The organism is Caulobacter henricii (assembly GCF_001414055.1).
Lineage (GTDB): Bacteria > Pseudomonadota > Alphaproteobacteria > Caulobacterales > Caulobacteraceae > Caulobacter > Caulobacter henricii.
Window position 1 is genome coordinate 1,394,613 of sequence record NZ_CP013002.1, and the last position, 26,073, is coordinate 1,420,685.

Annotated in this window: 23 protein-coding genes; 8 read left to right on the forward strand and 15 right to left on the reverse strand. The window is 63.8% G+C overall.

Features of this window, described 5'->3' with window-relative positions; translation table 11 throughout:
• Window positions 1–69: 69 nt before the first annotated feature.
• The 3 genes from AQ619_RS06575 to AQ619_RS19020 all read right to left on the reverse strand — a co-directional run bounded on the left by AQ619_RS06575 (window position 70) and on the right by AQ619_RS19020 (window position 2,535).
• On the reverse strand, window positions 70–1,920 hold the full coding sequence (locus AQ619_RS06575; protein ID WP_062145653.1) for a phosphoenolpyruvate carboxykinase (GTP): 1,851 nt from the start codon (window positions 1,918–1,920) through the stop codon (window positions 70–72).
• Between the two features lie 241 nt (window positions 1,921–2,161).
• Window positions 2,162–2,359, reverse strand: coding sequence for a con-10 family general stress protein (locus AQ619_RS18690; protein ID WP_084745799.1), 198 nt, complete (start codon window positions 2,357–2,359; stop codon window positions 2,162–2,164).
• Window positions 2,360–2,385: 26 nt separating this feature from the next.
• Window positions 2,386–2,535 carry a hypothetical protein gene (locus AQ619_RS19020; RefSeq protein WP_166504158.1) on the reverse strand — a complete coding sequence of 50 codons (150 nt, stop codon included), beginning with the start codon at window positions 2,533–2,535 and terminating at the stop codon, window positions 2,386–2,388.
• 117 nt (window positions 2,536–2,652) lie between these two features.
• Here AQ619_RS19020 and AQ619_RS06580 point away from each other — a divergent pair, with 117 nt between their 5' ends.
• Complete coding sequence (locus AQ619_RS06580; protein ID WP_062145655.1) at window positions 2,653–3,327, forward strand: DUF1345 domain-containing protein; 675 nt, start codon at window positions 2,653–2,655, stop codon at window positions 3,325–3,327.
• A 172-nt stretch (window positions 3,328–3,499) separates the two neighbouring features.
• On the opposite strand, the gene AQ619_RS06585 is transcribed toward AQ619_RS06580, so the two are convergent.
• The 4 genes from AQ619_RS06585 to AQ619_RS06600 form a co-directional block, all read right to left on the reverse strand.
• Window positions 3,500–4,945 (reverse strand): ATP-binding protein, encoded by a 1,446-nt coding sequence (locus tag AQ619_RS06585; RefSeq protein WP_062145657.1) that lies wholly within the window; start codon window positions 4,943–4,945, stop codon window positions 3,500–3,502.
• Window positions 4,942–5,706 (reverse strand): response regulator, encoded by a 765-nt coding sequence (locus AQ619_RS06590; protein WP_062145659.1) that lies wholly within the window; start codon window positions 5,704–5,706, stop codon window positions 4,942–4,944. Before AQ619_RS06590 ends, AQ619_RS06585 begins: the two co-directional genes overlap by 4 nt.
• A 121-nt stretch (window positions 5,707–5,827) precedes the next feature.
• Window positions 5,828–6,547 carry an MBL fold metallo-hydrolase gene (locus tag AQ619_RS06595; RefSeq protein ID WP_062145661.1) on the reverse strand — a complete coding sequence of 240 codons (720 nt, stop codon included), beginning with the start codon at window positions 6,545–6,547 and terminating at the stop codon, window positions 5,828–5,830.
• 101 nt (window positions 6,548–6,648) lie between these two features.
• Window positions 6,649–8,280, reverse strand: coding sequence for an amino acid permease (locus tag AQ619_RS06600; protein ID WP_166504159.1), 1,632 nt, complete (start codon window positions 8,278–8,280; stop codon window positions 6,649–6,651).
• Between the two features lie 99 nt (window positions 8,281–8,379).
• Between AQ619_RS06600 and hrpB the strand changes: the two genes are divergently transcribed.
• On the forward strand, window positions 8,380–10,854 hold the full coding sequence (gene hrpB / locus AQ619_RS06605) for an ATP-dependent helicase HrpB (protein WP_166504160.1): 2,475 nt from the start codon (window positions 8,380–8,382) through the stop codon (window positions 10,852–10,854).
• Between the two features lie 26 nt (window positions 10,855–10,880).
• On the opposite strand, the gene AQ619_RS06610 is transcribed toward hrpB, so the two are convergent.
• From AQ619_RS06610 to AQ619_RS06620, 3 genes are read right to left on the reverse strand one after another with little or no spacing between them, the layout of a single operon-like run.
• Complete coding sequence (locus AQ619_RS06610; protein ID WP_062145668.1) at window positions 10,881–11,672, reverse strand: TrmH family RNA methyltransferase; 792 nt, start codon at window positions 11,670–11,672, stop codon at window positions 10,881–10,883.
• A gap of 5 nt (window positions 11,673–11,677) precedes the next feature.
• Window positions 11,678–12,589: a class I SAM-dependent rRNA methyltransferase gene (locus AQ619_RS06615; RefSeq protein WP_062151338.1), complete on the reverse strand. Its 912-nt coding sequence runs from the start codon at window positions 12,587–12,589 to the stop codon at window positions 11,678–11,680.
• A gap of 18 nt (window positions 12,590–12,607) precedes the next feature.
• Window positions 12,608–14,026, reverse strand: a complete 1,419-nt coding sequence (locus AQ619_RS06620) for a glycosyltransferase family 2 protein (protein WP_166504161.1) — start codon at window positions 14,024–14,026, stop codon at window positions 12,608–12,610.
• A 174-nt stretch (window positions 14,027–14,200) separates the two neighbouring features.
• Here AQ619_RS06620 and AQ619_RS06625 point away from each other — a divergent pair, with 174 nt between their 5' ends.
• Genes AQ619_RS06625 through AQ619_RS06640 form a run of 4 tightly spaced genes read left to right on the forward strand, consistent with a single transcriptional unit; the run spans window position 14,201 to window position 17,387 of the window.
• Complete coding sequence (locus AQ619_RS06625; RefSeq protein ID WP_062151348.1) at window positions 14,201–14,836, forward strand: TetR/AcrR family transcriptional regulator; 636 nt, start codon at window positions 14,201–14,203, stop codon at window positions 14,834–14,836.
• 3 nt (window positions 14,837–14,839) lie between these two features.
• On the forward strand, window positions 14,840–15,652 hold the full coding sequence (locus tag AQ619_RS06630; RefSeq protein ID WP_236849540.1) for an ABC transporter substrate-binding protein: 813 nt from the start codon (window positions 14,840–14,842) through the stop codon (window positions 15,650–15,652).
• Complete coding sequence (locus tag AQ619_RS06635) at window positions 15,589–16,635, forward strand: FecCD family ABC transporter permease (protein ID WP_062145670.1); 1,047 nt, start codon at window positions 15,589–15,591, stop codon at window positions 16,633–16,635. The genes AQ619_RS06630 and AQ619_RS06635 overlap by 64 nt, the downstream gene beginning before the upstream one ends.
• Window positions 16,632–17,387 (forward strand): ABC transporter ATP-binding protein, encoded by a 756-nt coding sequence (locus AQ619_RS06640; protein ID WP_062145672.1) that lies wholly within the window; start codon window positions 16,632–16,634, stop codon window positions 17,385–17,387. The genes AQ619_RS06635 and AQ619_RS06640 overlap by 4 nt, the downstream gene beginning before the upstream one ends.
• A 2-nt stretch (window positions 17,388–17,389) precedes the next feature.
• On the opposite strand, the gene AQ619_RS06645 is transcribed toward AQ619_RS06640, so the two are convergent.
• Window positions 17,390–19,495: a lytic transglycosylase domain-containing protein gene (locus AQ619_RS06645; RefSeq protein WP_166504162.1), complete on the reverse strand. Its 2,106-nt coding sequence runs from the start codon at window positions 19,493–19,495 to the stop codon at window positions 17,390–17,392.
• Window positions 19,496–19,739: 244 nt separating this feature from the next.
• Here AQ619_RS06645 and dapA point away from each other — a divergent pair, with 244 nt between their 5' ends.
• Together dapA and smpB are read left to right on the forward strand one after the other, a co-directional pair.
• On the forward strand, window positions 19,740–20,624 hold the full coding sequence (dapA, locus tag AQ619_RS06650; protein WP_062145674.1) for a 4-hydroxy-tetrahydrodipicolinate synthase: 885 nt from the start codon (window positions 19,740–19,742) through the stop codon (window positions 20,622–20,624).
• Window positions 20,624–21,082, forward strand: a complete 459-nt coding sequence (gene smpB, locus AQ619_RS06655; protein WP_062145677.1) for an SsrA-binding protein SmpB — start codon at window positions 20,624–20,626, stop codon at window positions 21,080–21,082. Before dapA ends, smpB begins: the two co-directional genes overlap by 1 nt.
• 91 nt (window positions 21,083–21,173) lie before the next feature.
• On the opposite strand, the gene AQ619_RS06660 is transcribed toward smpB, so the two are convergent.
• The 4 genes from AQ619_RS06660 to AQ619_RS06675 form a co-directional block, all read right to left on the reverse strand.
• A complete protein-coding gene (locus AQ619_RS06660) occupies window positions 21,174–23,159 on the reverse strand; it encodes a hybrid sensor histidine kinase/response regulator (RefSeq protein ID WP_166504163.1) in 1,986 nt (661 codons plus the stop codon).
• A gap of 233 nt (window positions 23,160–23,392) precedes the next feature.
• Window positions 23,393–24,433 (reverse strand): DUF2891 domain-containing protein, encoded by a 1,041-nt coding sequence (locus AQ619_RS06665; RefSeq protein WP_062145680.1) that lies wholly within the window; start codon window positions 24,431–24,433, stop codon window positions 23,393–23,395.
• The gene (locus AQ619_RS06670) at window positions 24,411–25,367 is read right to left on the reverse strand and encodes a DUF979 domain-containing protein (protein WP_062145682.1); all 957 of its coding nucleotides are present in this window, start codon (window positions 25,365–25,367) and stop codon (window positions 24,411–24,413) included. Before AQ619_RS06670 ends, AQ619_RS06665 begins: the two co-directional genes overlap by 23 nt.
• Window positions 25,364–26,038: a DUF969 domain-containing protein gene (locus tag AQ619_RS06675; RefSeq protein WP_062145684.1), complete on the reverse strand. Its 675-nt coding sequence runs from the start codon at window positions 26,036–26,038 to the stop codon at window positions 25,364–25,366. The genes AQ619_RS06670 and AQ619_RS06675 overlap by 4 nt, the downstream gene beginning before the upstream one ends.
• Window positions 26,039–26,073: the final 35 nt, after the last annotated feature.

A 26,073-nucleotide genomic window follows, 5' to 3' on the forward strand; every position in this document is an offset into this window, starting at 1 on the left:
GATCCCTCGAATCGAGCCGAACTGCAGTCATGGGCCGCTCATCAGGGCGGAGCGACCCATGACCGATTGCTAGACGCTTTCGAGTGCGCGGGTCTCGACAGTCGCAGGCGCAAGGCGAGCCTGCAGTGCCTCAAGTTGGTCGTAGAGTGTCTGTGGCATACGCGAGCCAAGCCGACGGTAGCCGTCCTCGATGAGTTTGGCCTCTTCAAGCCAGACCGACTTGTCGATCGAAAGCAGGAGTTTGAGGTCTTCTGGCGTCAGGTTCAGCCCGGCAACGTCCAGAGCGTCAGGCGCGGGAAGACGGCCGATGGCGCTGTCGGTCGCCCCTGCCTCGCCCTCGAGGCGCTCGACGATCCATTTGAGAACGCGGGCATTTTCCCCATAGCCAGGCCAGACAAACCGGCCGGTATCGTCCTTGCGGAACCAGTTGACGAAATAGATGCGCGGAAGCTTGGCGGGATCAGCCTGGGCACCGACTTTCAGCCAGTGACTGAAATAATCGCCCATGTTGTAGCCGCAGAAGGGCAGCATCGCGAACGGATCCCGGCGAAGTTCGCCGATCTTGTTCTCGGCCGCAGCCGTCCCTTCGGACGCGACGTTGGAGGCGAGGAAAACGCCATGCTCCCAGTCGAAGGCCTCTGTGACCAGGGGCACAGCTGAAGCGCGGCGACCGCCAAACAGAATCGCCGAGATGGGCACACCGGCCGGGTCTTCCCATTCGTCGGCGATGACCGGGCACTGGCCGGCCGGGACGGCGAAGCGGGCATTGGGGTGGGCTGCAGGTTCGCCCATGGCCGGGGTCCAGGCACGACCCTTCCAGTCGGTCAGGCCTTCCGGCGGCGTTGAGGTCAGGCCTTCCCACCAGACGTCGCCCTCCGCCGTCAGGGCGACATTGGTGTAGATGCAGTTGGCGTGCAGGGTATCGATCGCGTTTCGGTTGGTCTTGTTGCCCGTGCCGGGGGCCACGCCGAAGAAGCCGGCTTCGGGATTGATGGCATACAGTCGGCCGTCGGCTCCGAAACGCATCCAGCAGATATCGTCGCCAATGGTTTCGGCCTTCCAGCCTGGCAGGGTCGGCTGCAGCATGGCCATATTGGTCTTGCCGCAGGCGCTGGGGAAGGCCGCCGCGACATAGCGAACCTTGCCGGCAGGCGAGGTGAGCTTGAGGATGAGCATGTGCTCGGCCAGCCAGCCCTCGTCGCGGGCCATCACCGAAGCAATACGCAGGGCATAGCACTTCTTGCCAAGCAGGGCGTTGCCGCCATAGCCGGAACCAAAGGACCAGATTTCCCGGCTTTCCGGGAAATGAACGATGTATTTCTCTTCATTGCACGGCCAGGCCACGTCGGCCTGCCCGTCTGCCAGAGGCGCACCCAGTGTGTGGAGCGCCGGCACAAAGAACCCGTCTTCGCCCAGGGCATCAAGGGCGCGCTGTCCCATGCGGGTCATGACCCGCATCGACACCGCGACATAGGCGCTGTCGGTGATCTCGACGCCAAGTGCACTGATCGGCGATCCAACCGGACCCATGGAGAAGGGGACGACGTACATGGTCCTGCCGCGCATGCAGCCGTCGAACAGTTCGCCAAGGACCGCGCGCATCTCCTGTGGGTCGCGCCAGTTGTTGGTGGGGCCAGCGTCGTCCTTGTCCTGCGAACAGATAAAGGTTCGGCTTTCCACCCTCGCAACATCGCGTGGATCGGAGGCGGCGTAGAACGAGTTTGGGCGGAGGGCAGGATTCAGGCGCTTCAGCGTACCGGTGGCGACAAGCTCACCGGTCAGTTGCTCCCATTCTGCATCTGAGCCGTCACACCAATGGATCGCCTTGGGCTTGGTGAGAGCGGCGACCTCGTTGACCCATGCCAAGAGACGCACGTGTTTGGTAGGGGGCACCACGGTGCCCGGCCCTTCGATCTGCATTGCTCATCCTGCCTGCGCATTTTGGCGAAACTATTGTCCGCCTTTAACGTCAGTATAGCGACCTTGAGCAACGCCGATAGACTGTCATGCCTATGACAACGTTGTCGCTTTTCAGAAGGGCAAAATCAATCGTCTTGCTGCTTTTCAGTTTCAAGTTGAGCGATATTTTGCCTTTGGTGGCCCCCCAGCCGATCGCCGTGACCTATAGACCGACGGTTGGCATGACCCTGAAGACGGAGCGTTAGTCGCTTGGCCGTAGGTGACGCGACGACGACCCACCCTTCCGGCCCGCATTGGCGGCAAGGTCGCGATCCTTGGCGAAGCTTCGCTTTTCGCTCGGCACGCTGGCTCCGCCTTTCCGCGCAATCTCACGGCGCTTTTCGGGGTCCATGGCGGCGAAACCGCGGCGGCCGCGGGGAGGTTCGCTAGTGAGGTCCATTGGAAGGGCTCCAAATCGATACAGGTCTAGATCACTGAGAGGCGCGCGGCGTCGTAGGGGCGCTGATCGCCAGGGTCGGCCGGCGAGGTATTGGGCGGGACTTCATCGGGCAGCGTGCCCGGGTCGTATTCTGGAAAGGGTGTTTCAGGGGGCAGAGGAGAATCTGGGTCGGTCATGGTGTCGGGTCCTGCGCGGTCCATGACGTAACTGCCGAAGCAGTATTCGGTTCACACCAAGACGCGACTAATCGGGTCTAATGGGCCCCTTGCGACCCGGATCAGGAGATCCAGCCCGTGCCGAAGTCCGACAGATCCAAGCCTTCGACCCATATCACCCCGCCACACTGGCGATTGGGAGCCGGATGCCTTGTTGGCCTTGCCGCCTGGTGTCTCGCCGTGAAACTGCAGGCCCCGCCGGGCTCCCCGCTACTGGTGGGCTGGAATGCCGCAGCGATCGCCTATCTGGCTCTGACCTGGCGAATGTTTCTGCGCGCCGAAGAGGCCGAAATTCGTATTCGCGCGGCCCGGGACGATGAGGGGCGCTCGGTGCTGATGCTGATCGTCCTTGCTGCGATCGCTGTCAGTTTGGCCGCTGTGGTCGACGCCATGGTCGCCGCGAGGACAGTACAGGGCTCAGCCAAGACATTCCTGGCGGTCAATGCCGGCGCAACGCTGGTCCTATCATGGCTGACTTTGCAGTCGGTCTTCGTACCGCACTATGCCCATCGCCATTTCGGCGACGGCAACCGTCATGGCGGGATCGGGTTTCCCGGTGAACCACCAAGCAGCTATATGGATTTCGTCTATCTGGCCTTCAGCGTCGGGGCGACCTTCCAGGTATCGGACAACACGGTGCTGACCTCTCGTTTGCGGCGACTGGTAACCGCCCATGCGGCCACCGCCTTTGCCTACAACACGGCTATCCTTGCCCTGGGGATCAACATCATCGCGGGCGTAATCGGCAGTTAGCAGCGTCGCGCTTGCACCGGCATTTCAGGCACTAAGCCGGTTGCACGTTGGCCGCCCCGAGCGCCTCATCTCAGGTTTGGCGGCGGTGAAAGCCTGCATCCGCCGCCCATGACCAGTTGCAACTCGGCCAGCAGGGAATAGGACGCTGCGCCTGCAATGGGGCTGATCTGGGTCAGATCGGCAGCCTTACGCTGGCTCGCAAGCCACCGCCGGGACGATTGGTCAGAGTGACGTCACCGCCGTGTGCGCGGGCCAGGGAGCGGACGACCGCCAAGCCCAGACCGATGCCACCCGTCTCGCGATTGCGTGATGGCTCGCCACGGAAGAACGGCTCGAAAACACGGTCCAGTTCAGCGGGCGGTATGCCGGGGCCATCATCGTCGATCTCAATGATCGCGGTATCGCCCTGTGCGAAAATCCGTCCCCGCGCCGAATGCCCATACTTCAGAGCATTATCGACCAGATTGACGATGAGGCGCTTGAGGGCAATGGAGTCGCCCTCGATCACAATCCTTTCTGCCTGTTCGACGGCGGCCTGGCCCCCGGTTTCGGCAGCCTCGTCCATCACGCTTTCCAGGAGCGAGGCCAGTTCCAGCTTGGTGCGTTCAGCGGGGCGATTGGTGTCACGGACAAAGGCCAAGGCCGCCGAGATCATGGCTTCCATCTGGTCGATATCTGCCGCGAGCTTGGTCCGGACCTCATCAGGAGTCGCCTCGATCCTGAACCTCAAGCGGGTCAAAGGCGTTCGCAAATCGTGGGCGATCGCCCCGATCATGGCGGTCCGGTCTTCGACATAACGGCGGAGGCGCTCCTGCATCATGTTGAAAGCCTTGGCGGCTGCGATGACCTCGGTTGACCCGGAAAGGTCCAGGGGTGCCGCTCGCGGATCACGACCCAGTCGCTCGGCCGCATCGGCGAAGGCGCTGATCGGCTCGGCAAGTCGGCGAGCGAACAACCAGGCCAGGGGGGCCACGGCCAGCACCGACAGAACCAGGATCAGCAGGATCCTTTGCTGCCAGCTGTCGAAACGGAAGCTTGGCTTGGGCTCGACAACCATCCAGGTGCCGTCCTGTTGCCGTACGCCGAGTTTGAAATCCCCGAAAATGAAGGGTTCATCGCGAGGCGGGGCGGCACGAGCGCCGGGCTCGCCAGCCGGCGTGGGCCGGCGCGCGATAGACGGATCACGGGGATCAACTGGGCGACCCTGACGTCCTGGTTCGCCTGGATCGCCAGTGCCGCCAGGTTTTTCAGCGGAAGAAGCCTTGAAGCGACGGACGAAGAAGCGCGGTCCGTTGTCTGTGACGATCTCGATGCGCTCGGGTGCGACATCGAGGGCCCGGCCGATTCCGGCCTTGAATTCGGCGCGTCGGGCGGAGTCGGGGCCTCCTGACGGCATGTTGGCACGCGGCTGCACAACCAGCGCACGGCCGTCGCGGGGCTGAACCATGTGCCCGGTCTTCAGGGCGCGCGCGATCTCAGACAGCCGATAGAGTTCGGGCGGGGGCGGCGGCAGTGTGAAGATGACCGCGATAGCGATCAGTTGAGCCGCTACCAGGGTCAGCGTCACCAGTCCTAGCGCCTGCACGAACAGGGGCGCGCTGCGGCGATGCGGGCTCATGGTGTGCGCAAGACCTTGGCGGTGAACATGTAGCCTTCGCTTCGGATCGTGCGGATGAGCTCACTGCCGCCGCCATCGTCCAGCTTTCGCCTTAGACGGCTGATCTGGACATCGATGGCGCGGTCATAGGCATCGGACTCCCGGCCGCGGGCCAGGTCCAGGAGCTGGTCTCGGGTCAGGACCCGCTGGGGGCGCTCGACAAAGGCGCGAAGCAGGGAAAACTCGCCGCTGGACAGGTTCACGACCACAGCCTGGGGCGAGCGCAATTCGCGGCGAACCAGATCCAGTCGCCAGCCGGCAAATTCACAGGCTGCGCCGATGCCGTCATCACTGTTCCGCGGCTCCTGCCGACGCCTTAGTACCGCTCGAATGCGCGCCAGCAGTTCCCGCGGATTACAGGGTTTGGGCAGATAGTCATCCGCCCCGAGTTCAAGGCCCACGATGCGGTCAGTCTCATCACCCATGGCCGACAGCATGATAATCGCGGGGCCGTCCTGAGCTGACAGTCGCCGGCAGATGGCCAGGCCATCCTCGCCGGGCAGCATGACGTCCAGAACGATCAGATCAACCGGCCCCCGCGCCAGTACCTGCTCCATGGTCCTTGCGTCCGATGCCGTTTCCACGGCGTAGCCGTGGCGTCCGAGGAAGTCCGAGACGACGTCGCGAATTCCGGGGTCGTCATCAACAATGAGAATGCGCGATGTCGCGTGGCGCAAACTCTCCGGATCGGCCGCGAAGCCGGTGTTTGGAACGGTTTCCATGAGATGCTCCTCTCATGTTCCCATGGCGGCCAGATTTCACGCCTGAAACAGCTGCGCAACCAGACCCTTCGATTTGTGCCTCCATCGACCAAGGACGGCGGACGCGATCCAAATCCTGCCGCTAGCCCGGTGAAGTGTTCTTCGGAATGGCATAGTCGGGGCCCGCTATAGTCTGGGCCTCGATGGCGAGGTCGCTGACATAGGGATTGCTGCGGCGTTCAGCGGCAAAGCTGGACATCGGGCCGTGACCCGGAACGAAGCGAACATCGCCGCCCAGTGGCCATAGTTTCAGGGTGATGGAGTCGAGCAAATCCTGGTGATTGCCACGCGGAAAGTCCGTCCGGCCGATCGAGCCCTGGAACAGCACATCGCCCACCTGGGCAAACCGGGCCTCACGGTGGAAGAACACGACATGGCCCGGCGTGTGGCCAGGGCAGTGATAGACCTCGAATTCGGTTTCACCCAGCGTGACCCGGTCGCCATCCTCCAGCCAGCGGTCTGGTTCAAAGTTTCGGGCTTCAGGAACCCCGTAGCGCTCGCCACTGGTCTGGATCTGGTCGATCCAGAACTGGTCATCCCGGTGGGGGCCTTCGATCGGCACCCCGGTCAGGCGCTTCAGCTCAGCTGCACCGCCGGCATGGTCCATGTGACCGTGCGTGATCCAGATCTTCTCCAGCGTCAGGCCCTGATCGGCCAGAGCTCGCATCAGGCGCGGCACCTCTCCACCCGGATCGATCACAGCGGCCTTCAGGGTCCTGGCGCACCAGACGATGGTGCAATTCTGCTGCAGGGGGGTGACCGGTGCGATGACGGCGCGGATCGGAAGCTGGGTCTGGCTCACGGGAACTCCTTGAAGCGGTCAACATAGGCGCTGTCGATCGCCCAAGAAAGAAGGCCCGGGATCGCTCCCGGGCCTCCAATCACAACAGGCTGATTTCAGGCCTATTTCTTCACGTCATCGACGCCCTTGCCGAAGGCTTCAGCGGCACCTTCAAGCTGGGAATCGTCGGTGATGTCGATGCCCTTGGCGAGCTTGGAGTGCCAGTAGCCGTAGGCGATGTAGATCACGGCACCCACCGCCGCATAACCGCCCAGGATCATGAGAGGCAGCGGGTTGTCATTCATGGCGTGAACGATCATCGGCTGGAAGTTCTGGAAGGCCAGGAACAGACAGGCCAGGATGCCCAGAACGGCCGTGAAGATCCCGCCCGGCACCTTGAAGGGACGCGGCAGGTCCGGGTGCTTGATGCGCAGATAGATCACCGACAGACAGACGATCGAGAAGGCAACAGCCGTTCCCAGCGAGACCAGGTCACCCAGCAGGCTGATCGGGAGGAACGAGGCGGCGATGGCGATGACGATACCCAGCAGGATCGTGCCCATCCACGGCGTGCGGAACTTCGGGTGGATCGCGGCGAAGACCGGCGGCAGCAAGCCGTCCCGGGCCATGGTGTAGAAGATCCGCGTTTGTCCGTAGCAAAGGACCAGCATCACCGACGCCAAGCCGGTGATCGCGCCAACCTTGATCATCAGGCTGATGGCGTTCATCTGACCGCTTTCAACGAAGGGCCAGGGGAAATTCGCCCATTCCAGGCCCATGCGGTCGATGGCGACAGCGATGGGAGCCGGGCTTGCGAGCTCCTTGTACGGGACGACGCCGGTCATGACGGCGGCGACAGCCATGTAGATCAAGGTGCAGATGACAAGGGCACCCAGGATGCCGATCGGCACGTCCTTGGAGGGGTTCTTGGCTTCAGCTGCGGCGGTCGAGACAGCTTCGAAACCAACGTAGGCAAAGAAGATTATCGCCGCGCCGCGGAAGATTCCGCCCGCGCCGAACTCGCCGGGCTGGCCGGTGGGTTCAGGGATGAAGGGGTGCCAGTTGGCCGGGTTGATGTACTGAACGCCAACCGCGATGAACGTCAGCAGAACGATGATCTTGATGACGACGATCGCGTTGTTGACGTTTGCCGACTCGCTGACCCCAACAACCAGCAGCAGTGAAACCAGAGCAATACCGACCGCGGCGACGACGTTCAGCGTTCCGGTCAAAGCGAAGACCGTGCCGCCCGCTTCGGTGGGGACGGCTTGGATCAGCGGTGTGGCCCACATCGGCGCCTCAGAACCGGCGACCATGATTGCGGGGAAATGAACCCCGAAGTCTTTGAGGAAGCTGACAATGTAGCCGGAGAAACCGACCGCGACCGTTGAGGCGGCGACGCCGTATTCCAGAACCAGCAGCCAGCCCATGATCCAGGCGAAAACCTCACCCAGGGTGCCATAGGCATAGGTGTAGGCCGAGCCCGAGACAGGCATGGTCGAGGCCAGTTCAGCGTAGCACAGGCCGGCAAGCGCGCAGGCGATGCCGGCGACGATGAATGACAGCATGATCGCCGGGCCGGCATTGGCCGAAGCTACCTGGCCGGTGAGCACGAAAATGCCGGCACCGATAATGGCCCCGATACCCAGGCTCATCAGATTGAGAGGACCCAGCGTTCGCTTCAGCTGGCTGTGTGCGGCTTCCTTTTGGATGCTCGCGATCGATTTTTTCAAAAACAGCCTGTTTCCGGCCATGTGTTTCGTTCCCCAACGACCAGCGAACCCCCGCCGGTCAGGCATTGGGCCGGGACGTTAGTCAGAGAGGCGACTTCGCGCAACGCCTTGCGGTGACGGATGCGTTCTCAGGGTCTATGCCTCCCCCTGATGCTGCCGATCGAGAATGTCCTGCCCGCGCTGAAGGCGTCGCTGCTCGCTTCCCATGCGACCGTGCTCGTGGCCCCGCCGGGCGCGGGCAAGACGACCGCCGTTCCCTTGGCCCTGCTGGACGAGTCCTGGGCCCTGGGGCGGAAAATCATCGTTCTAGAGCCGCGCCGGCTGGCCGCCCGTGCCGCCGCCGCCCGCATGGCCGACACTCTGGGGGAAGCGGTGGGGCAAACCGTGGGCTTTCGCGTCCGGCTGCAGTCAAAAGTTTCGGGCCAGACGCGGATCGAGGTCGTCACCGAGGGGGTCTTCACCCGGATGATTCTCGACGATCCGGGTCTGGAGGGCGTAGCCGCTGTTATCTTTGACGAGTTCCATGAGCGCAGCCTCGACGCGGACCTGGGCCTGGCCTTCGCCCGGGATGTCCAGAGCGTGCTGCGCGATGACCTTCGGCTGCTGGTCATGTCGGCCACCCTCGACGGGGCGCGGGTCTCGGCCTTGTTGGGCGATGCTCCGGTCATTGAGAGCCAGGGGCGGATGTTCCCCGTCGATACCCGCTATCTCGGCCGAGATGAGCGCCTGCGGCTGGAAGAGCGGGTTGGGCGTGCCGTCGAGCGCGCCCTGGCCGAAGAGACCGGAAGCTTGCTGGTCTTCCTGCCGGGGCAGGGGGAAATCCGTCGGGTGGAGTCCTGGCTGGCCGAACGCTTGCGCCGGCCCGACGTCGATCTTGCCCCGCTCTATGGCGCTTTGGATCCGGCCGTACAGGACCGCGCCATTGCTGCCGCACCGCCGGGACGGCGCAAGGTGGTGCTGGCCACGTCGATTGCCGAGACCAGCCTGACCATCGAAGGCGTGCGGGTGGTGATTGATGCCGGTCTCGCCCGGGTGCCGCGCTATTACCCCGCCAGCGGCATTACCCGGCTCGACACAGTCCGGGTCAGCCGCGCCGCCGCCGACCAACGCCGGGGGCGGGCAGGTCGGACCGAGCCCGGTGTCTGCTACCGGCTGTGGGACGAGCCGGAGACCCGCTCGCTGCCGGCATTCGCGCGGCCGGAAATTCTCGAGGCTGACCTGTCGCGCCTGGCCCTGGACCTGGCCCGCTGGGGCGTGCGCGACGCCGGAGGCCTCTGCTTCATGGATCCGCCGCCGGCAGCTGCCTTTGCCGAAGCGCGGGCCCTGCTGCAGCGGATCCAGGCCCTCGACGGGCAGGGCGATCTGACGGGCCATGGCAAGGCCCTGGCCGACATGCCTCTGCCGCCGCGTATCGCCCACATGGTCGTCCGCGCCGCCGCCTCGGGCCAGGCCCTGCGCGGGGCGCAGGTTGCTGCCCTGCTGACCGAGCAAGGGCTGGGTGGTCGTGACATCGATCTGCGCCGTCGGCTCGAAAACCTCGGCCGGGACCGCTCGCCCCGGGCTCGGGACGCCCAGGCCCTGGCCGACCGCTGGGCCCGGGCGGCCGGCAAGCCGTCAGGTGCCACGATGCTGGACGAGGGCCTGATGCTGGCCGAGGCCTATCCCGAGCGCGTGGCTAGGGCGCGCGGCAGGCCGGGCGAGTTCCAGTTGGCTGGGGGGCGCGGTGTTTACATGGAGCCTACCGATCCTCTGGCCCGCGAGACCTGGCTGGCCGTGGGCGAACTGGGCGGCGGCGAAAGTCGCGACCGCATCTTGCTGGCCGCTGCCGTCGACGAGGCGGCCCTGCGCGAGGCCTTTGCCGATCGCCTGACCGCCGAGGACCGGCTGGAGACCAGCCCCGGCGGCAAGGTCCGCGCCAAGCGGTTGTTGCGTCTGGGGCGTCTCGTCCTTGAGGAACGGCTGATTGACCGGCCTGACCCGGCCCTGATTGCCAGTGCCCTGCTGGATCAGGTCCGTTCGGAGGGGCTTTCCGCGCTGCGGCTGGGCGATGGCGTTCAGAGGCTGCGCGACCGCGTGGCCTTCCTGCGTGCCCTCGATGGCGAAGTCTGGCCGGACCTTTCGGAGGCCGCTCTGCTGGGGCGGATCGAGGAATGGCTGGAGCCGCTGCTGCAGGGCCGCTCGTCCCTGTCTGCGCTGGACGAGAGTACACTGGACGGCGCGATCCGAGCCCTGATCCCGTGGGATGCGCAACAGAAGATAGACGCCGCCCTTCCGGCCCGCTTCAAGGCCCCTACAGGCACGACCGTCGCCATCGACTACGCCGCCGAGGCCGGGCCGCGCATCGACATCCGGGTACAGGAGCTGTTTGGCCTGACCGAGCATCCCAGCATCGCCGGCGGCAAGATCCCGCTGGTGCTTTCGTTGCTGTCGCCGGGCCACAAGCCAATCCAGATCACCCGCGACCTGCCGGGCTTCTGGAAGGGTTCCTGGCGCGAGGTGAAGGTCGAGATGAAGGGCCGCTATCCCCGGCATGTCTGGCCAGATGACCCGGCGGCTGCTGCGCCAACGACGAAGGCGAAGCCTCGAGGGACATGATACCCTCCCCATGATGGGGAGGATCGTTACCCCGCCACAGTATAGATCATGATCCCCGTCGCCACCGAGAGGTTCAGGCTGTCAGCCCGACCCCGCATCGGGATCTTGACGTTGACGTCGCACGCGGCCGCCAGTTCTGGCGGCAGGCCCTGCTGCTCATTGCCCATCAGGATCAGCGACGGCTTCACATAGTCTGCGCTCTTGTGGTCGACCGTGGCCGTCAGCAGGGTGCCGACCACCGAGCCGGGCCACGTCTCGCGCCAGGCCAGGAATTCCTGGATCGTGGCCTTGGCAATCTTGACCGCGAAGATCGAGCCCATGGTCGCGCGGACGCCCTCGACTGAATAGGGATCGACGCAGTCGCCGACCAGAATCACGCCACCGCAGCCGGCCGCGTCGGCTGTGCGGATGACAGTCCCAAGGTTGCCGGGGTCGCGGACGGCCTGCATGGCCACCCAGCAGGGCGCGCTTTGCGGAACGATGGCGTCCAGCGGCGTGAACACTTGCTTGAACACCCCGACCACGGCCTGGGGGTTGTCGCGACGCGACACTTTTTCGAGGATTTCCCGATTGACCTCAATGACTTCGCCGCCAGCCTTCAGGCAGGCCTGCGAGGCCTTCTGCAGCATCGGATGATCGGCGGCGTCGCGGCCGTACATGATGATCTTGGGCGCGTGACCACAGTCGATCGCCTCAATGACGATCTTCAGTCCCTCGGCCAGGAACAGGCCGCTCTCCTCGCGCTCCTTGCGCATGTGCAGGGCGCGGACGGCCTTGACGGTGTTGTTGGAGAGGGAGGTGACGGTCTTGGCGTTCATCGCGCTCACCCTTGCGAAGACCAGCGAGCGAAGAACGAGAGACCGATCTGTCGGTCACCCCTTTCCTCGACCAGCGATAGCTCGCCCCAGTCGATGACGCCATCGCGGCCGTCCAGGACCTGAGCCAGCAGGCCCGACATCGCCGCGCCCGAGACGCGGGCGGCATAGGCATTCATCAGCAGGAACGCGGCATCGTCACTGAGCAGCTGGGCGCAGTTGGCGGTAAGTTCCGTCAGGTCCTCGAACAGGCGCCAGACCTCTCCGTCGGCGCCGCGTCCGAACTTGGGCGGGTCAAGGATGATGCCGTCATAGACATTGCCGCGCCGCACCTCGCGGGCCACGAACTTGCGCGCGTCCTCGACGATCCAGCGGATCGGTTTGTCTGCGAGGTCCGCGAAGGCAGCGTTCTCACGGGCAAAGCCGACCGACTTCTTCGAGGCATCGACATGGGTCACAGCCGCGCCGGCGGCGGCGCAGACCAGCGAAGCTACGCCCGTATAACCGAACAGATTCAGGATCTTGGGCGGGCGTCCTGAAGCCTTGGCGAAAGCGCGAACGCGCTCGTCCTGCCAGGCCCAGTTGGCGGCCTGCTCAGGGAAAAAGGCCAGATGGCGGAAGGGCGTGAACTGGCCGTGGAATCTGGCCTCACCCCAGCCCAGGGGAAACTTCTCGATCGGTTGGCCCTTGAAGCGCCAGCGGCCGGCCTCGTCCTCGTCGGAAGGGTCAAACACGGCATCGGCGTCTTCCCAGGCTTTGGCGGGCAGGCGCGGCGACCAGAAGCATTGCGGCTCGGGGCGCACGACCGTGTAACGGCCATAGCGCTCCAGCTTCTTGCCATGGCCGCTGTCCAGCAGGGCGTAGTCGCTCCATCCGGTGGTGCGCATCACAATGGGGGCGGAGGCGATCGTCGGGCTCATCATCTGGCCCATACGCTTTCAGGGTGATGGCCGTCCAGTGCGCGGCGTGTGCGAGGTCTTATCCCAGTGATGGGGCGCAACGAAGAATTGCCAAACCGCTCGGGGCGAAGCCACGGCCCACATCATCCAGTAACCGACCATCCCAAACAGGGGCAGGTAGCGAGGCTTTTCGCCCATACGCCTCAAACCGACCGCAGCACAGACCGCCGAGACCGTCCATCCGAACATGTAAAGCGTCAGGTCTGCGAGGGTCACGGACGGTTCGCCGTCGGCCATCCAGTCAGTGATCAGGCCAAGGCCCGCGATCAGCATGGCGGGTGCATGCAGGTTCGAAGCGGTGATCGGCAAGGCAAGGGTCAGGAACAGGGCGAGCAGGGCGCGTGGCCGCTGTCGGGTCTTGCCGCGGACATGGACGGCAAGGGTCTGCAGATGTCCCTTGATCCAGCGCGCTCTTTGCGGACCCCACTGCTCCAGTGAGGTCGGCGCGGTCTCGAAGGTTGGGTGTTCGATCGTGTCCAGTCGAAATCCGGCCGCCGCGAGCCGAAAGCCGATATCGGCGTCTTCGGTCACATTGTAGGGATCCCAGCCTCCCACGGCCCGCAGTGCCGACATCCTGAAGTGATTGCTTGTGCCGCCCAGGGGGAAGGGCAGGCCCCAGCGCGCATAGGCGGGAAGCAGGACCTCGAAAAGCGCAGCATATTCAAGCTGGAACTGCTCGGGGATGAAGGCGAGATAGCCAAGTTTTTCAATCCGGAGCGGGGCCTGGAGACAGGCCAGGTCCGGCGCTTCAGCCGCGAATCGCGCTGCGGCTTCCCGTAGCTGTTGCGGATCCGGCGCGTCCTCAGCGTCATAGATCACCACCAGGGAGCCCCTGGCTTGCGAGAGCGCGAAGTTGCAGGCCCGAGGCTTGGTGCGGGGGTGGCCAGGCGGCGCTATCACCACCTGGATGAAGGACGGCAGGTCCAAGGCGAGAAAGGCACTGCGTGTGGCCTGATCATCCGCTTCCAGAACGATCAGGACCTGCAGACGGTCACGGGGATAGTTGAGGCGGGAGAGATTGCCGACCAATTCCTGGGCCACCTCAGCTTCGCGATAGAGCGGCACAATCAAGGTGTAGTCCGGCAGATCCGCGTCGCAGAGCGCGGGGCAGTGGTGTTTGCGGCGTGGAGTCAGAATTGCAGCCAGCCTGACGCAGTTGCCCGCGACAAAGACCGCATAGAAAAGGCCATACAGGCCAAGGACCAGAAGTGAGGGCGAGTACAGGCTGATCAGCAGGGCCCCGGCCATGATCACGCCCATAGCAAACCACTGCAGTTTGCCGAATGTGACGTGAGCGCCGTCATCCCAGTCCTGATCGGACGGGCCAGTGCACTCCGTCATAGCCGTCGCCGACAGCCGAACGTCGGCAGAAGCCACACCCCAGGTCTCACGCGCCATCTCGCCCGCCCTAGTTGGAAAGCTCGATCTCCGGGCGACCAGTAGACGCTCCGCAACTAAAAAGTGTCAAACATAAAAACACGCGTTTTAGGTTTGATGCGGTGTTGCCTTGCGACGTCTGGGTGATTCACGTTTAGTGTTGTCCTAAGGGGAAATGCAGGGGACATGCAGGCCGTGACGCTGGTTTTGAAGAATCCGCACAAGTCCGCTCGAAAGCCGAAAGGTGACGGGCACTTGCGTCGTGGCGAGATCCTGGCGGCCGCGGAAAAAATCTTTATCGCCGAAGGCTATGCCGGTGCGACCATTCGCAAGATCGCCGATGCCGTAGGGGTGTCCTCAACCGCCCTCTACATGCACTTCCGCGACAAGGACCAGATCCTGCTCGAGATCAGCGATGGTGCGATCGAACGGCTTTTGAACCTCAACACGGATATCGGTGGGCGTCAGATCGATCCCGTCTCGCGGGTGAGGCTGATGCTTGAAGCCTATATGCGCTTTGCGCTTGAGAACCCGAATACCTACGAACTGGTCTTCTGCGGTTCCGGGGCCAGTATCTCGGTCGAAAAACAGGCTGGGACCCTTGAACTTGGCGATCGGTGCTTCGAGAAGTTCAGCGAGCCCTTCCGGGAGATCGCGGCGGCCGGGCGGCTGCGTTCAGGCACGGCCCAGAGCGCAGCTGAGGTGCTTTGGGCGGGGTGCCACGGGCTGGTGTCACTCCTCATAACCAAGCCGAACCGGACCTGGTCGTCGTCAGAGGACCTGATGGGCGTCATGCTGGATGGTCTGTTGAACGGCCTCGTCACGGACTGATTGGTGAAGATCGTCCGGCTGTTCGGTGCCTTCGCTGCGGCGATTATGGTCGCCCATTCGACTGCGGCAGCTGCTCCGCGCGTCATGTCGCTGGACTCCTGTGCCGATCAGTACGTGCTCGCGATCGCGCCGCGCGACTCTATTGTTGGCCTGTCGTATCGAGCGACGGCCCAGGATTCTTACATGCGCGGCCATGCTGCGGGCCTGCCGCTTCGGAGGGCGACGGTAGAAAACCTCGTCGCGGCACGCCCTCAGATTGTCGTGCGCCACTGGGGTGGCGACGCGCGCTTAATCGCAGCCCTGGAACGACGTGGCGTTCGGACGGTCCGGATTGATGATGCCGCTGATTTTCCGGCCGTACGCGTCAACATCCGGCGAGTGGCGAACGCTCTGAACCGCGAGGCGGCCGGCGAGGCGCTGATTGGCCGGATGGATCAACAACTCGATGCCGCTACAGCCGCATGGAAGGGCAAGCGAGCGCTCTACCTGACCCCGGGCGGCTATACGGCCGGTCCCGGGACCCTGATTGACGCGATACTCAAGGCTTCAGGCCTGTCCAATGCAGTCAGCCGGCCCTTTTTCAGCCCTGCGCCGCTTGAGAGCCTGGTGCTCGCACCGCCCCGGGCGGTGGTGCTCGGCTTTTTTGATCTGACCCGCGCCGGATCTGACCGCTGGGGCGCTGGACGGCACGCGGCGCTCAAGCGTGTCACCACTGATCGCACGATCGCTTCCCTGCCGGCTGCTGAGGTGGGGTGTCCGGCCTGGTTCGCGGCAGATGCCGTGACGCAACTGGCCAAGGCGCGGACCGCGCCATGAGTGTGATGCGTCTTTGTCTGGCTATGCTGGGCCTGCTGGCCCTGGCCGTTGTCGGTGGGGTTCTGTTTGGTGAAACATCACTGGCTTGGGACCAATACCGCCAAGCTATGCTTCACCCCCTGTCACCGCCAGGTGAGGTTTTGTGGACGATCCGCGCGCCGCGCGTGGCGATGGCGGCCCTGGTCGGCGCGGCCCTCGGCCTGGCAGGAGCCACAATGCAGGGCTTGCTTCGCAACCCCCTGGCGGATCCGGGCGTCCTGGGCGTATCGGCCCTGTCGGGTTTGGGGGCTGCCCTGGCGATCGCTGCGGGTCTGGCTGTCATTCCTGGTGCGATTGAGCTGGCGGCCCTGCTGGGTGCCCTTGCGGCCGGTGGTGCCGTCGTTGGCCTCGCGACCCGCCTCCGCGAACCGGATGCCCTGATCCTGCTGGGTGTGGCCATTTCGGCCTTCGGCGGAGCCCTGACCGCTCTCGTCTTCAATCTGTCTCCGTCGCCAGTGGCGATCGCCGAGGTGCTGGCCTGGCTGATGGGGTCGGTCGAAAATCGCGACTGGTCAGACAATGCAAGGACCCTGGTCCCGATGGTTGTCGGTGCCGCGCTCTGTCTGAAGGCAGGGCAGGGCCTTCGCATGCTCACCCTGGGTGAGGAAGTCGCCGCCATGTCCGGTCTGCCGATGGTCCGCCTTCGGGTCTATGCCCTGGCCGGAGCATCCCTCTTGACCGGTGCTGCCGTAGCGGGTGCGGGCGTCATCGGCTTTGTCGGTCTTGCAGCGCCCCACATGGTTCGGGCGCTGGTCAAGGACGATCCACGTCTGCTTCTGTGGCCATCGGCCCTGGCTGGCGCTCTGTTGTTGGTTCTCGCCGATCTCGTTGCGCGTATCGTGCCGACGGAGCAGGAGCTGAAGCTCGGCGTCGTCACAGCCCTGTTTGGCGCGCCTGCCTTTGCCTTACTGGCCTGGCGGGCGTCCCGGAGCTGGCGGGCATGACCGCCGCCTGGACCTTGGCGAGCCTGAAGGCCGCGCAAGGCGGCCAGTCCGTGCTCGACGGCGCCAGCCTCATTGTCCAGCCAGGCGAAGTGGTCGGCATTGTGGGACCCAATGGTGCGGGCAAGACCAGCCTGCTTCGTGCAGGGCTGGGCCTTCTGAAACGGTCCGCGGGCGAAGTCTGGATGGGGCAGCACCGCCTCGAGAACCTGAGCGCCGCAAGGCTTGCGGCAAGCGTCGGCTATTTGCCCCAGGATCGGCGGGTCACCTGGAACCTCATTGCCGAACAGGTCGCCAGTCTGGGCGCAGTCGATCTGCCAGACGAGAAGGCCCTCATCACAGCGCGCGATTGCCTCGCCCGCGTCGGTGTCGCCGGCCTTGCGAAACGCGGCGTTCTTGACATGTCGGGTGGAGAGCGGGCCCGGGTATTGCTGGCTCGCTTGCTGGCGACACGGGCACCGCTGCTGGTGGCCGATGAGCCCATTGCCGGCCTGGATCCGGATGCCCAGCTTCTGACCCTGGAACTGTTGCGGTCCGAAGCTGCCGCCGGTGCTGGCGTGGCGGTGACGCTGCACGATCTCAGCCTGGCGGCGCGTTTCTGTGACCGCCTGACCGTCATTGACGCTGGTCGCGTCGTCGCTGAAGGCAAACCCTCCGAGGCTCTTTCGCCTGAAATCCTTGCAAGGGTGTTCAGGCTGGAGGGGGAGGTGATCGCGACGGCGGCCGGCCCGGTTTTGGCGGCGCGACGCCTCTAGGATCAGGGTTGGGTGGAGGCCGTATCAGCCTGGGCTACGGCCGGCGCATAGACATAGGCACCGCGCTTGAGCTCTCGGGACAGGGTCAAGGGCGTGGCCCCGCCGTTCAGCCGGGCGCGATAGACCATGGTCGTTTCAAGCGTCCGCATCACGTAGTTGCGGGTTTCCGAAAAGGGAATGCACTCGATGAAGTCGAGCGGATCGGTGGCTGCGCCTCGCGGGTCGCCACAAAGGGTAGCCCATTGGGCAGGGCGACCGGGCCCGGCGTTATAGGCTGCGGCGGCCATGATGTAAGACCCACTGAAGGTCTCAACCATGCTGCCCAGGTAGGTAGAGCCCAGACGCATGTTGTAGGACGGGTCGGACAACCGATCGATCGAATGACGTTCCCCCAACTGCCGCGCCACCAGGGCGGCTGTGGCGGGCATCAGCTGCATCATGCCGCGTGCGCCGGGTGCAGAACGGGCGACAGGATCGAAATTGCTCTCTTGGCGTGAGATCGAATAGACGAACGCCGTTTCGGCGGCACCGGGCCCGGGCGTGAAGTGGTGATCCAGCAGGGGGTAGCCCCGTTCGGGCAGGATGAATCCTCTTTGGGCCGCCGTGCGGACGGCGCGCATTGCCAGGTCCTGATCGCCATAGCCCCTGGCGAGATCCACCAGCAGAGCTGTCTCTTCAGCATTCGGCAGGTTGTCGTCGATGAACAACACCAGCGACCTAAACTGATTGGTCGCGCCGATATCTGCCAGGATCCTTGCGGCACGCACGAGTTCACGGCCATAGAAGCGGGCTCGGTCGGCGTCGGTAATGACCGGGTCGCGTTCAAGGCGAATTTCAGTGAGGCCGGCCTTCTCGGCGGAAAGCTGGCCATAGAAGGTCGTAATGTGACGGGCACCTTCAGCGTAGAATGACTGCGCAGCGATCGGGTCATTCTGGGCCTCGGCGGCGCGACCCTGCCAAAAGAGGGCCCGGCCCTTGGTGATCGGTGATGCGCCGATCGCAGCGATGGCGGCGAAATGGCGCGCAGCAGCATCAGGCTGCCTGAGCTTGGCCAGAGCGATCCAGCCAGCATAGAACTCGGCTTCGGCCGCGTCAGCACCAGCCGCGAGGCCCGTATTTGCAGCGGCAGCATAGGCTCCGCTGTTGTCCCCCGCCTTGAGTGCTGAAACGACGAGTGCGCGACGTTCCTTCCAGATCGCCGTTGCCGCTTCTTCAGTGGGTGGCGGAGACGGGAAGTTCTGCACCAGTTGCAGCGCCAGGGTTTCCAAGCCGCGGCGGCGAAGATAGGCCGCGCGTTCAAACACCACCCCAGGCGACGCTTGGTCGCCGGGACCCAAGGCCTCGAACAAAGCTACGGCGCTGGCGGCATTCTGGCGAAAAGCCATGCGGACCCGTGCGGCGGCCTTCTGATCCGATGGCAGCAGATCGACGAGGTCCCGCGCAGCAGGGCCCTGTTGACCGTAAAGCAGGATGTCTGCGCGACGGGCATAGTCGTCCGCCGTGAGCATTGCGCCGAACCGGCCGGCCATGCTGCGCTGGGCGTCAACTTCAAAGACCTTGTCGCGCCACGTGCGGCGGATCAGGTCAACGGCCTCCTGGTTTCGGCCGCTAGCCTGGTAGGCGGTGGCCAGGGCCATCGCCCCTTCGGCTGTGGCGGGCATTCCGCCGCCGAACCAGGCTATGATCTGGGACGGGCTGAGGCCCGAGACCGAGAGCTGGCGTTCAGCGGCGGTTTCGCGGCGGCTGCTCCGCGGCCAGCCTGCCAGGTCGCGACGCGCCGAATCCAGCTCAAAAAAGCTCATCGCTTCTGCAGAACTATCGATCAGGGCCCAAAGGGCGATCTTGCGAGCGATAGGATCCTGCAGGCCGTCCATGGCCAGTCGGGCGCGACTGACATCGCCGCTCTTGGCGGCGGCAAGCGCCATCCGCAAGTTCTCGGCCTCGACATCCGACAGAGAGCTGGAAATCGCCGTCGGTGGCGTGGTGACGAGGGGAGGGGGCGACAAAGATTGATACGGAACCGGGCCGGACGTCTGGGCGCCTGCAACGCTTCCCACCAGCATCAAGCCGGCGCTTCCGACCAAGATTCGACGCATCACTGAAGCCAAAACCCGTTCTCCTTCGCAGATGGCCGAATCGAACCGGCCACCGCTTAAGCGTTCCATCACAGCATAGGACATCTAAGGAACGGTTTTTGTGAGGCCTCAAGGGCTTGACCCCCGGGGCTTGGACCATCAAACCGCTGCCTGCTCCGACGCACCTGTTGCGGGACGGCGGGGCGGCGACATATTGTCCGCTCCCATCGTCTGGCCGCAACCTTCGCGGCGCCTTTCTCACGGCAAATTGCAAGTCATGGTCCATTCTCCGTTCAAGGGCGTCATTCCCGCTCTGATTACGCCCTTCCGCGACGGCGCTGTGGACGAAGCCGCATTTGTGGCCCTCGTTGAGCGGCAGATTGCGGGGGGCGTGCATGGGGTCGTTCCCGTCGGTACGACCGGCGAAACTTCGACCTTGAGTCACGATGAGCACAAGCGCGTCGTCGAGCTCTGCGTTCAAACCGTGAAGGGCCGGGTGCCTGTGATCGCCGGCGCGGGCAGCAATTCTACGGCTGAAGCCATCGAGTTGGTTCAGCATGCCAAGGCGGTCGGTGCAGATGCCGCCCTGGTCGTGACGCCTTACTATAATCGTCCGAGCCAGGAAGGCCTGTATCGCCACTACGAGGCCATTAATGACGCCGTTCAATTACCGGTGCTCGTTTACAATGTGCCTAGCCGGGCCAGTGTGGACATTTCCAATGAGACCTTGGTGCGGCTCTCCAAGCTGCCCAACATCATCGGCATCAAGGATGCCACGGGTGATCTGGCCCGAGCCAGTCTGCAGCGTCTGCTGTGCGGTCCAGACTGGGTGATGCTGTCCGGGGACGATCCCACGGCATTGGGCTACATGGCCCATGGTGGACACGGGGTGATCTCGGTGACGTGCAATGTTGCGCCCGAAGCGTGCTCGGCCTTCATCAACGCCTGCCTGCAGGGGTCATGGGAAGCCGCGCTCTACGGTCAGGATCGGCTTGTAAAGCTCCACAAGGCGCTCTTCCTCGATGCATCGCCTTCACCGACAAAGTTTGCCATGGCTCAGCTGGGCCTGTGCCAGCCTGACGTTCGCCTTCCAATCCCGCCCTGCAACGAGGCTGTAAAGCCGGCGATCCTGGAGGCCATGCGCGAGGCGGGTCTGGTCTGATGACCAAGCCGATCGCGGAGAACCGGCGCGCCCGGTACGACTACTTCATCGAGGAAACCTTCGAGGCCGGCATCATGCTGACGGGCACCGAGGTCAAGTCTTTGCGCGTTGGCCGTGCCAATATCGCCGAGTCCTATGCTTCGGTTGAAGGCCGTGTGATCAAGCTGATCAATGCGGACATCCCGCCCTATGGCCACGCCAATCGGTTCAATCATGAGCCGCGCCGTCATCGCACGCTCCTGTTGCACAAGAAGCAGATCGAAAAGCTCATCGGTGCCGTGCAGCGTGATGGCCGCACCCTCATTCCCCTGAAGCTCTACTGGAACGAAAAGGGCCTGGCAAAGCTCGAGATCGGCCTGGCCAAGGGCAAGAAGAACCACGACAAGCGCGAAACAGAAGCTGCGCGCGATTGGCAGCGCGACAAGGCGCGGCTGATGAAGGGCGACCGGGGCGACTAACCCTGGGGCTGAGGCCTCAGGGTGATGCTCCTGGTCCGCACTTTGCCTGACCGACAGCCCGAGCTTGGCGAATCCGGTGTCTGGAGGGACATCAAACCGGCAGCTTAAGCGTGCCGAGTGCGCTACAGAATGACTTGGCGCTCAGGGGCTTTGTGAGGAACAGGTTCGCTCCAGCCTCAAGGCTGGCGGCCTCATGTTCAGGTAAGGCATTGGCGGTGATCATAATCACCGGCGTCTGCGACCTGCCCCTCTGGGCTTCGTGCAATCGGATCCGGCGAATGGCGGTTAGGCCATCCATGATGGGCATCTGCATGTCCATCAGGACCAGATCGAAATCCTGGTTCTCGAAGGCTTCGCAGGCCTCCAGCCCGTTTTCAGTCGATAGCACGGTCATTCCCAATTCGTGCAGCAAGGTCTCGATCACCAATCGGTTGATGGGATGGTCTTCGCTGACGAGCACCCGCAGGGGCGTTGAATCCTGGGCGGGGATGTCGTTTTCGGGGATTTGTGTTGCGACAAGCTGCTGGGGGGGCGAAGCCGTCTCGGCGAGCGGCAGGGTCAGGGTGAAGACGGCCCCGACACCCGTTCGCCCGTCACCGGTCAGTGATCCGCCCATCATGTTGGCGAGTTCGCGGGAAATGGCCAGGCCAAGGCCTGTACCGCCGAAACGGCGTGTGACGCTGCCATCACCCTGTTGGAAGCGCTGGAAGATCACTTCCTGCTGCGAAGGCCCGAACCCGACGCCGGTGTCCTCAACAACGAAGCGCCAGATGTCAGGATTGCCGTCTGGGGAAGTCTGCACCGAAACTCGGACCTTGCCTTGATCGGTAAACTTGATGGCGTTGGACAGGAGATTGCTCAGGATTTGCGCCATGCGGACGACATCGCCCATGACCCAGCGGTTGGCGGCAGCGGGCAAGTCAAGTTGCAGGTCCAGACCCTTTTCCCGTGCTCTTGGAGCCATGACATCGACGATCGATTTCACGGCACCACTGAGCAGGAAGGGAGCTGGTTCAAGCGACAGACCTTTGGCGTCGATCCGGGCGAGGTCCAGGATATCGGACAGGAGGCGGCTGAGCATCTGCCCAGACTTGTGAATGGTTTCCGCCATTTCACGCTGGCTTTCCGTCAGCGGAGTCCTGGAAAGGGCTTCGGCAAGGGCATTGACGCCGTTCAGGGGCGTACGGAGTTCGTGACTCATGTTGGCCAGAAACTCGGCCTGGGCACGGTGGTTGGCGACCAGGCTGTGAGCGGCCTTCCTGGTGCTGTGCGACATCAGGGCGGCAAGCGCGGCCAGAAGGACCACGACACTGCAGACCGCCCACAGCGACTGGCCAAGGAGGTCTGCTCCTGGGCGTTCGGGGTGCCAGATCAGGGTGACGGGTGTGGCACCGGGATAGGAGGTGAAGGTCGTGCTGGCTTCGTGAGACCCGACTTGGCCGGCCCCCGGTTCAAATCGGAACTGCTGGAGTTTGTAGCGTTGCGCCAGGGAGTCCATGCGGGCGCGCGAGATGAAATCGCCACCGATGACGATGGCCGCCTTGCTCTTGGCCGGCATGGCCTTGCAGAAATCAGGCTGCACCAGGCTTGCGATCCAGAGAAAGGGGCGACCGTCCCGCATTTCAATTTGCGATGCGACGATCGCCTTTCTCGGCGTTTCGCTTGCTGTGAGTGCCTTCGGGATGGCCCCTCGCGCCGCTTCCTGTTTGCGGATCTCGGCGACGATCGGACCCGCAATCCGACGGAAGGCTTCAAGGTCTGGCGCTGACATCGCATTCCCGTCGCGGCTGCCCCAAACCGCCCGGTCATCTCCATCCACCACCAGATAGTTCCAGGGGCCGATGCTCTGGCGCAGATAGATCGGGATATGATCCCGTGCCCAGGACGCGCTGAACTGGTTGTCGAGGTTTACAACCGCTTCGTCCCAGATGGTTTGCGGGATCAAGGCATTGAGAAGCTGTTGAGTTTCTGACCGAATGCCCTGGTGTACCAGGAACTCTTCGTGGCTGCGGACCCGCATATCGACCTGGCGAGCACCGAGCACCAAACTCAATGCCAAAAGGGCGATCGCCGTCATCGCGAGAAGGCTCAGAGGCCAGACTTGCAGGTGACCGGAAGGTTTTCGCCTCATGATCTTCCTGTCGAAGGACAAAGCCTGAGCTTAGGATTGGATAGATTCTTCGAGGATGACGATAGGCTGGTTCGACAAAGCCAGACCTGCGAACTCGCCCCAAAATGAGTGGATGGCGCTTAACTGGCCGCCAAGCCAATCTGTCTGCCAAAGGGAAAAGCCGAGCGTGAGTGCCGGCTTCAGCCGTTTGTCAGGGCCAGCATCGCAAAGGTCGCAAGCCAGTGCTCGCCCATATAGTCGCCGGCGATATGGGGTACAGCTGCGGAAAGATGGGCCATGGCGGCATTGATGATCAGCGGCTTGGCGGGATCCAGCTCAGGCATTGCGCCGGCCAGGGTACGCCAACACCAGGCCCGGGACAGATTCAGGCCATCGAGATGGGCGATCTTGCCGTCCGTGCGATCGCTGACGCGGGCCGGGGCGAACAGAGTCGCGGGCTGTTTATGGGCCAGATCAGGCAGAAACCGTACGAACCAGATCTCGAAGGTCTCACGGGGCAGGAGCCGGCGCATGGCCTCGGCTTCGATCAGGGCCGGCGACAGGAAGTCGTCTCCGGACGGCTCCCAGGCCTGGCAGGCGGCATCCTGGCCGTACCAGAGGGTGGCCTTGGTGGTCAGGAGTTGCCGGAATGCTGCGTCGCGGGTCATGTCCGCATACTCTGACGCCAGCACAAGCGCGAAGGCCGTGTTGGTGTGAACTCCAGCCCGAACGGGATAGTCAGCGAGCGGCAGAAATGCCTCGAACCGCGCCTTGAAGACCTTGGCCAGGGGCGCATGACGCTCAGCCCAGCTTCTATCGTTATGCCGCAGCAGTTCAGCCTGCAGCATGAGGCTCCAGGCCCAACCATAGGGACGTTCGAAGCCCCGGCTTTCCGCACGGGACAGGTAGGCGATCTCGGCACCGACCTTGTCGTCCGTAAAGGCGTCATCAAACAGGGCGATGATCGCGTCCGCCTCAGGCATTTCCGGGCGAGCGCGCAAGAGCGTGGCCAGGAGCCAGTAGCCGTGGACGCAGGAGTGCCAGTCGAAACTGCCAAAAAAGATCGGATGCAGGTCGCGGGGCGTGCGCGCATCCGCATCGCACGCCAGGACATGATCGAGCTTGTTGGGATATTCGCGGGCGATATGTCCAAGGGCGATCTTCGCAAACCGCGAAGCGGTTGACGGTGCAAGGCTGGGGCGAGCCACGGAAGGGGCGCTAGGTCCTGAAAGCGAGGGCATTCATCAGGACCATGTTGATGACCAGCATAAGGATGGCGGTCGGCGCCTGGGCGCGGATTACGCCATAGCGATCCCGCAATTGTAGCAGGGCCGCAGGCACTAGGTTGAAGTTTGCAGCCAACGGGGTCAGCAGCGTGCCGCAAAAGCCTGACAGCATGCCGATGGCGCAGACCACTGCCGGATCGCCACCATAACGTCCGATCACGAGCGGCAAGGCTATGCCGGCGGTCATGACAGGAAAGGCCGCAAAGGCATTGCCCATCAGGATGGTGAAGCCCGCCATTCCAAGGCAATAGGCGGCGACGACGGCAAAGCGGCTGTCGACCGGCGTCCAGGCTACCGCCAGATCTCCGATGGTCTTGCCGACCCCGGCGAGGGCGAAGACTGCGCCAAGCGCCGCCAGCATCTGTGGCAGCAAAGCCGCCCAGCCCACGAGATCCATCAGGCGTCGTCCCTCCTGAAGCGGAGATGAAATCGGCTGGCCGAAGAGCCTTTGGGCGAGGACCGCGGCCACAATGGCGGCCAGGGCCAGGGCGATCAGGGTCGCGTTCTTGGCTTCAACGACAGGTAAGCCACCGATGGTGATGGCTTTGAACGCGAAGGTGCCGACCAGGGTGATTAGCGGGATGACAAGGGCCGGCAGGAACAGCAGAGGCCCGAGGCGTTCCGCCATGACCCGGCGATCGCTAGCTGAGGTAGTTGACGGAGCGCCGACCCCGAGTTGCCCGGTTCCTGCCAGCAAGGCCAGGCCCAGGACCAGGAATCCGTTGCCCAGATCCCCAAGATGATCGCCGAGCAAAAAGCTGATGGCCACGAGGCCCCAGAAAGCCGCGTTGCCCCAGCGCTTGCGGTTGGTCCGATCGCCAAAACTCAGAACTGCGAAGGCCGCAAACATCATGCCTGCGATCAGATAGACGAGGGGAAGGCCAATCATGGTTCGACCCCCGATTGGGCTTTGCTAAGGCTTCGATCAAACAGGAGCAGCCGGGCTCCGTGCACCAGAAAGGCGGCGATGGCCGTCGGAATAGCCCAGACAGAGAGGTGCAGGGGCTCAACGACAATGCCGCTCTGATCCAGAAAGCCGACGATCAGCAGGATCGATCCGATGGCCATGAAGATGTCTTCGCCGAAGAAGAGTCCGACATTGTCGGTTGCGGCACTCATAGCCTTGATCCTGTCACGGGTGCGGTCGTCGACTGGCCCGACGCCTTCAGCCGCCGCCTCGGCCATAGGGGCCACCAACGGGCGGACGGTTTGGGCATGACCGGCCACCGATGTGAGGCCGAGGGCAGAAGTTACCTGTCGCAGCGCCAGATAGGCCAGCAGGAGTCGCCCTGCGCTGGCACCCTTTAGCGCCTGGATCGTCATGCGGGCGCGTTCCTGCAAACCGGACCTCTCGAGTACGCCGACGGCCGGCAATACGAGCCAGGCGATGGTCACATAGCGGTTGGTATTGAAGGCCTTGCCGAAGGCGGCCAGCACTTCAAGCGGCGGCAGGCCGGCTGCCAGGCCCGCGGTGAGCGCCGCGACAACCACCACAAGCAGGGGATTGAACCGCATTGCGAAGCCCAGAACGACTACCGCCACGCCCAAAAGGGTCAGCATGTTCATGATCTCCGGCCTGACGATTCCCGGCGAGC

Excerpts from the sequence above, each read along its gene's own strand:
- AQ619_RS18690 (WP_084745799.1), bottom strand. The coding sequence starts at position 2,359 with ATGGACCTCACTAGCGAACCTCCCCGCGGCCGCCGCGGTTTCGCCGCC.
- AQ619_RS06585 (WP_062145657.1), bottom strand. The coding sequence starts at position 4,945 with ATGAGCCCGCATCGCCGCAGCGCGCCCCTGTTCGTGCAGGCGCTAGGA.
- AQ619_RS06675 (WP_062145684.1), bottom strand. The coding sequence starts at position 26,038 with ATGCTGACCCTTTTGGGCGTGGCGGTAGTCGTTCTGGGCTTCGCAATG.
- AQ619_RS06575 (WP_062145653.1), bottom strand. The coding sequence starts at position 1,920 with ATGCAGATCGAAGGGCCGGGCACCGTGGTGCCCCCTACCAAACACGTG.
- AQ619_RS06610 (WP_062145668.1), bottom strand. The coding sequence starts at position 11,672 with ATGAACGCCAAGACCGTCACCTCCCTCTCCAACAACACCGTCAAGGCC.
- AQ619_RS06615 (WP_062151338.1), bottom strand. The coding sequence starts at position 12,589 with ATGAGCCCGACGATCGCCTCCGCCCCCATTGTGATGCGCACCACCGGA.
- AQ619_RS06640 (WP_062145672.1), top strand. The coding sequence starts at position 16,632 with ATGACCGCCGCCTGGACCTTGGCGAGCCTGAAGGCCGCGCAAGGCGGC.
- AQ619_RS06600 (WP_166504159.1), bottom strand. The coding sequence starts at position 8,280 with ATGGCCGGAAACAGGCTGTTTTTGAAAAAATCGATCGCGAGCATCCAA.
- hrpB (WP_166504160.1), top strand. The coding sequence starts at position 8,380 with ATGCGTTCTCAGGGTCTATGCCTCCCCCTGATGCTGCCGATCGAGAAT.
- AQ619_RS06590 (WP_062145659.1), bottom strand. The coding sequence starts at position 5,706 with ATGGAAACCGTTCCAAACACCGGCTTCGCGGCCGATCCGGAGAGTTTG.
- dapA (WP_062145674.1), top strand. The coding sequence starts at position 19,740 with ATGGTCCATTCTCCGTTCAAGGGCGTCATTCCCGCTCTGATTACGCCC.
- AQ619_RS06665 (WP_062145680.1), bottom strand. The coding sequence starts at position 24,433 with ATGCCCTCGCTTTCAGGACCTAGCGCCCCTTCCGTGGCTCGCCCCAGC.
- AQ619_RS06670 (WP_062145682.1), bottom strand. The coding sequence starts at position 25,367 with ATGATTGGCCTTCCCCTCGTCTATCTGATCGCAGGCATGATGTTTGCG.
- smpB (WP_062145677.1), top strand. The coding sequence starts at position 20,624 with ATGACCAAGCCGATCGCGGAGAACCGGCGCGCCCGGTACGACTACTTC.
- AQ619_RS19020 (WP_166504158.1), bottom strand. The coding sequence starts at position 2,535 with ATGACCGACCCAGATTCTCCTCTGCCCCCTGAAACACCCTTTCCAGAA.
- AQ619_RS06660 (WP_166504163.1), bottom strand. The coding sequence starts at position 23,159 with ATGACGGCGATCGCCCTTTTGGCATTGAGTTTGGTGCTCGGTGCTCGC.
- AQ619_RS06620 (WP_166504161.1), bottom strand. The coding sequence starts at position 14,026 with ATGGCGCGTGAGACCTGGGGTGTGGCTTCTGCCGACGTTCGGCTGTCG.